This is a genomic window from Levilactobacillus enshiensis (genome assembly GCF_007115095.1).
Classification (GTDB): Bacteria; Bacillota; Bacilli; order Lactobacillales; family Lactobacillaceae; genus Levilactobacillus; species Levilactobacillus enshiensis.
The window spans coordinates 1-5008 of sequence record NZ_SULH01000022.1; the positions used below are offsets into that span (position 1 = coordinate 1).

General features: G+C 42.2%; 6 protein-coding genes. 3 read left to right on the forward strand and 3 right to left on the reverse strand.

Annotated elements, in window-relative coordinates:
- A partial coding sequence (locus tag FAY32_RS14055; protein ID WP_225428355.1) for an ArdC-like ssDNA-binding domain-containing protein occupies positions 1 to 1119 on the forward strand: 1119 nt, incomplete at its 5' end.
- Between the two features lie 154 nt (positions 1120 to 1273).
- On the opposite strand, the gene FAY32_RS15035 is transcribed toward FAY32_RS14055, so the two are convergent.
- Together FAY32_RS15035 and FAY32_RS14065 are read right to left on the reverse strand one after the other, a co-directional pair.
- Positions 1274 to 1363 carry a putative holin-like toxin gene (locus tag FAY32_RS15035; protein ID WP_021353390.1) on the reverse strand — a complete coding sequence of 30 codons (90 nt, stop codon included), beginning with the start codon at positions 1361 to 1363 and terminating at the stop codon, positions 1274 to 1276.
- Positions 1364 to 1585: 222 nt separating this feature from the next.
- The gene (locus FAY32_RS14065; protein WP_143464087.1) at positions 1586 to 2506 is read right to left on the reverse strand and encodes an IS30-like element ISLsa1 family transposase; all 921 of its coding nucleotides are present in this window, start codon (positions 2504 to 2506) and stop codon (positions 1586 to 1588) included.
- Between the two features lie 192 nt (positions 2507 to 2698).
- On the opposite strand from FAY32_RS14065, the gene FAY32_RS14070 reads away from it, so the two are divergent.
- Positions 2699 to 3259, forward strand: coding sequence for a hypothetical protein (locus tag FAY32_RS14070; RefSeq protein WP_016374492.1), 561 nt, complete (start codon positions 2699 to 2701; stop codon positions 3257 to 3259).
- 128 nt (positions 3260 to 3387) lie between these two features.
- Here the strand turns inward: FAY32_RS14070 and FAY32_RS14075 are convergent, their stop codons facing one another.
- A complete protein-coding gene (locus FAY32_RS14075; RefSeq protein ID WP_143464089.1) occupies positions 3388 to 4167 on the reverse strand; it encodes an SGNH/GDSL hydrolase family protein in 780 nt (259 codons plus the stop codon).
- A 226-nt stretch (positions 4168 to 4393) separates the two neighbouring features.
- On the opposite strand from FAY32_RS14075, the gene FAY32_RS14080 reads away from it, so the two are divergent.
- Positions 4394 to 4939, forward strand: coding sequence for an AlbA family DNA-binding domain-containing protein (locus tag FAY32_RS14080; RefSeq protein ID WP_368408279.1), 546 nt, complete (start codon positions 4394 to 4396; stop codon positions 4937 to 4939).
- Positions 4940 to 5008: the final 69 nt, after the last annotated feature.

Consider the following 5008-nt stretch of genomic DNA (forward strand, 5'->3'; position numbering starts at 1 on the left):
AGTAAAGTTGAAACTGAAAAATGGAAAAGGCAGCTTGTCGAAAATGCCGAAAAAGAAATTTTAAAACTAACTGATAGTGAAAAATTTAAAAGTTATCTTGATACCGTAGCAAAGTTTCACCGGTATAGCCAACGTAATATTGACCTTATCTATTCTCAAAATCCAAGTGCCAGCCAAGTTGCAGGCTTTAAAAAATGGCAGAATGATTTTAAACGATCAGTAAATAAAGGAGAAAAAGGGATCAGGATTGCGGCCCCTATTATTAAAAAACTAACTCCAGAGGATCAGAAAAGGCTTGATACGACCGAAGAAAAAGCCATAGTTGGTTATCGCTATATTCCAGTATTTGACATATCACAGACAAGCGGCGAACCAGTCCTAAGTGCTAAAGATTTTGTCAAAGAAAATTTGGCCGATCATCAGAATGTGACAAGTTTATATAACGCGTTCAAAGATTATTTAAACCAGCAAACCGACCTTAAAGTCAGTGAAGTGCCTTTAGCGACGCTAAATGGGGCTAAGGGGTATTTTCAACCCAGCACTAATGAAATCGTCATTGGTGGCGATGAGCCCGACAATGCTTTGAAACTAAAGACGTTATACCACGAATATGCGCATAGCCAGCTACACGGCTTAAAATCAGCCTTTAAAGATCGGCCACGAGCCTATCAGGAAACCCAGGCCGAAGCGGTCGCATATGTTGCCATGCAAAATATTGGCGTTGATACCAGTAACTATTCGCTCGGTTATGTGGCTACCTGGGCTAAAGATACAGCTGTGATCCATAGTGCTTTAAGTGAAATCCAGCAAGTTAGCAACAAAGTGATTGAGCTTAGCGACGGGTTAACCAAACAATTAGGCTTACAAGAAGCCCAAAAAGAGCCTGAGCATGATTTAAAAATGCTAGCAGCCCAGTCACTGAATAAGTCCTATCAAAGCTTGCAACAACAAATCCAACAGGCAACTAGTCCACAACAGAAAGCGCAATTTAAAAACCAGTTAAACGATGTGCACCAAGAAATTAGTGATCGAACTCAAAAACAACTGAAAGCATTTGCTGAACAGAATCCGGAAATCAAACAACCCGAATCCAAACTTGATCAAAGTTTAAAACGTTAGCCAGTTTTTAAAGGGCATGCTATAATGGAGACAGAAAAGGAAGCCCCGCCGAAAACAGGACTTCCCACGCAAGCCGCTTCAAAGGCGGTGGCGAAGTTAATAAGACAGCATTAAGCTACCCTGTAACTGGCCAAAGTTACGCAGGGCGGCTTTTTTATTTGTGGTGCTTGTCGATATAGCTGAGTAGCGCGATTAAAAACGTGCCAAACAGCAACATCAACGAGAGTGTCTGGAAGACGCTCATTGACTGTGAAACCTTCCTGAAGATTATTCCATGTTCCCATGGGCCTCACCTCGCAAGGGAAAAGACAGCCACCGCCCTTAAAACTTCCTGCGTAATCTATTATACAGGTGAATTAAGTGTTGACCAAGCACAATGAAGATTAAGTCATGGGGTTTCATAGGATCCTAAATTTGATTAAATTAAGAATCAGCAAAATATCTTTTGTAGAGGCAAATTACAAGTTTAATCCGAACAAGCCCGGAATCTTTCAATGGCAGTCTGTTGATGATGTATTTTTAATGGTCGTTGATTAATTAGTTCAAGTGCTGCTAGGATCTCATCAGTCGTTACTTGGCTAAAATTGGTCTTTTTCGGGAAGAACCAGCGTAACCGTCTATTAAAATATTCATTGGAACCTCGCTCCCATGGTGAATATGGATGGCAAAAATAAACTTTGATCTGATAATCCTGTTCTAAGGCCTGATAATTGGCAAACTCTTTACCATGATCAACAGTAATGGATTTTACTTGGGGACCGAAGGCCCCCATAAACTTGCCAAAGGCGGTGTTTAGAGCCTTAGCCGTTCTATTAGGGGCTTTGATGGCCCATAGAAGTCGGGTCTTACGTTCTACGAATGTAACCAGACATGATCGTGACTCACTTCGACTAGAAAGCACCGTATCTACTTCCCAATGACCAAAAGCTAACCGTTGATTAACAGTTGTTGGCCGTTGTTCGATGGAAGTCCCACTTGTAAATTTCCCACGATTTTCGCTCACTCGGTGCTGGCGGACATTCCGATTGGGTAGATCAGTCAATTTGAAGGGGAGCCAGCCACGATTAAGCCAATTATAAATTGACGCAGTGCTCAAGTTATAAGCGGCCGCAATGGTTTCTGGTGACCAGGTTAATCGTAAGTGATTGGTAATTAAAGTCGCTAATGCTGCCGTCAGCATCGAACAACGACCGCAATTCCGCCTTTTGCGATCTGCATCTTGCTGAGCTAATTCTGGATCATAAGGTTTAACCCGGTCCAACTCATAGCTAATCGTAGCTTTGGCGACGCCTAAGGCGTCAGCCATTACTTGGTAAGATTTATTCCCCTCATTGACCAGTTGTGCTAGTGCGCCACGTTGAAAACGTGATAAAGTAGATGTACCCAAAGTAATCACTCCCTATATTGGTTGGAATTAGCTACTACCATTGTAAGTGATTGCTTTGGGCTTTTTAATTTCTGTTCGGATTAATTATAGAATTTGCCAGTGCATAAATTTTTCTTTCTTGACATATATCAATTTTAATAAGTTTAGAATAGCATATAATGGACTTATAATGAAGAATTGGAGGAATCATTCATGACTAAAAAATACGTTGCTAACATCGTACCACTAAACGCAGAAGGCATTGGAACGGCACCCCATGGAACTGCCACCTTTGTTGAAGACGGTGACCAATTACACGTGGCGATTGAAATGTTTGATACACCTGCAAATACGCAACACTGGGAACATTTCCACGGTTTTCCAGATGGTAAGGCGGCCCAAATTGCCACGATGGCGCAGGATGCCAATCATGACGGATTTGTCGACTTGCCAGAAACTGAACCAGTCTCAGGGACAACAATGGTGCCATTTGACAACGCCCCACATCACATGGACGTGCCAAATGATAACTACCCAGTCGCTGACGCCCAAGGCCACTTTGCCTACGAAATCGATGTGCCATTAGCTGATTTGCAAGCGAAGTTCAAAGAAGTCTTTGGTACCGATGACTTGGAACTCGACAAACGGGTCATCTACATTCACGGCGTACCACAAGACTTGGCTTTACCAGCCACCGTTGCTGGTGAAGTTGGCGCCTACGATGCACACGTCACCTTACCAATTGCGGTTGGGAAGATTGAAGTCGCAGACTAACCTAAAATTTGAAGTAAGCTAAAACATAACGACCGGATGAGCCTATCACATGACAGGTTTATCCGGTCGTTATGTTTATTTCTTTAGACTATCGACGGAAGCCTTGAAAACGCGAAATCGATTGACGATTATGGTTCCGACTGGCGAAGCACGTCCGTTAATTGTTGCCGAAAAATTGGCGTCCAGATATTCCGATAACCTAATCGGGTTGGATGAGCGTCGTCGACCATTGCTAGTGGTTGGGCGCGATTTTCAGCTTTGACCACTGGATCTTGCCAGAGGTCAATAATCGTGAAGTGCCACTTTTTTTGTAAGACTTTCAATTGCTGCACTAATTTACCATAATTCGCATCGTGTTTTCGCACACAAGTGAAGAATACGATTGGCACCGCCCAATGCTGTTGAACATAGGCCACGATTGTTTCAATCGCTCCGAGCGTCGTCGTTTCGTCAAAGCCGTGGCGCTGTTGTGCACCCGTAACTTGCCCCATAGCCTTGTCATGCCACCCATCATTGGTTGAAAGTTGGCAGACAAAAGCGTCCAATGGTTGGGTCACTGGAATCCGATGATAGAGCCGCTGCACATAGCTATCTGGTGCGTTACCTGCTAAAGTGGTGCCACTCACCGCTTCCTTGATGGCAATCACGCCATCCGTCGCGACGAGATAATCGACGAACGAATCTTCCAGTGCACCCGCACCGGCCGTAATTGACGATCCCAGAAATGCAATCCGCCGACCCATCAACGGTGACTTGGGATTCAATGTTTGATGGCTAGGGGCGTAACTAGGCAAATTGCCCGCAATCAACCGCCCCACCATCGTCTCACGCTGCAACTGCTTATTCACCGTTCCGACCTTGATTGCCGCCTGCAACAACTGCTTAAATTCTTTTTTGTATCGAATCATATTAAAAAATGATCCTATGCTATTAGTTTACAGGGCAGAAGAAAATCTGTCCGTAAATCTAGCATAAGAGCACTGGACTTGAATCTAAATTAGCAAAGGGATCTCATTCTATAAAAGTTTCCGATAGGGAAACCAATATTACTCTTGTTGAGGGATTACTTGATCCAGGGTTCATTTTTAGCAAGGACGAATTAAAAAATATAGCGATGAACAGATACTTAAACAAATACTTGAAGACAGTTCTGGCGAAACAGAACGGTTTGAATTTAAACTTGGTTTGTATTCGTTCAATCCACAGACGCAAAAGAAAACTTTCAACACGAAACTAGTATCCAATATAGCAAAAAAAGCAACTTCTTTTGCCAATACTCCGAGTCATAAGAGTTCTTACATCATGATTGGTGTTGCCGATTCTGATTCTTATAACGCATCTGACCTTGGAATAGAACCATTTAAGATAGGACCTATTTCCATTGTTGGGATTAAAAGAGATTTAACATTAAGTGGAAAAAGTATCGATGAGTATTATCAACATTATTTCTCAGCACTATCTCAAGAGCCTGTTAGTGAAGAGATGATGACAATGTTAAAAGACATAAAAAGTTATACCTATAACGGTGCAACAGTATTATCCATTAAAATAGATAATACTGGGAAACCTGAACCCTACAATGGTAAGTACTATCGTAGAGAAGGCACTAATACTGTTGAGCTAAATGTACCAGACTTAATATGTCTAACGCAAAATTTACAAAAACATATGGATGATTAAATCTGATATTAGAAAAAGCAGGACTTATTCTATTTTAAAAGCTCAAAAAGGCCAATAGGGTATACCCTA

Excerpts from the sequence above, each read along its gene's own strand:
- FAY32_RS15035 (WP_021353390.1), bottom strand. The coding sequence starts at position 1,363 with ATGAGCGTCTTCCAGACACTCTCGTTGATGTTGCTGTTTGGCACGTTT.
- FAY32_RS14070 (WP_016374492.1), top strand. The coding sequence starts at position 2,699 with ATGACTAAAAAATACGTTGCTAACATCGTACCACTAAACGCAGAAGGC.
- FAY32_RS14075 (WP_143464089.1), bottom strand. The coding sequence starts at position 4,167 with ATGATTCGATACAAAAAAGAATTTAAGCAGTTGTTGCAGGCGGCAATC.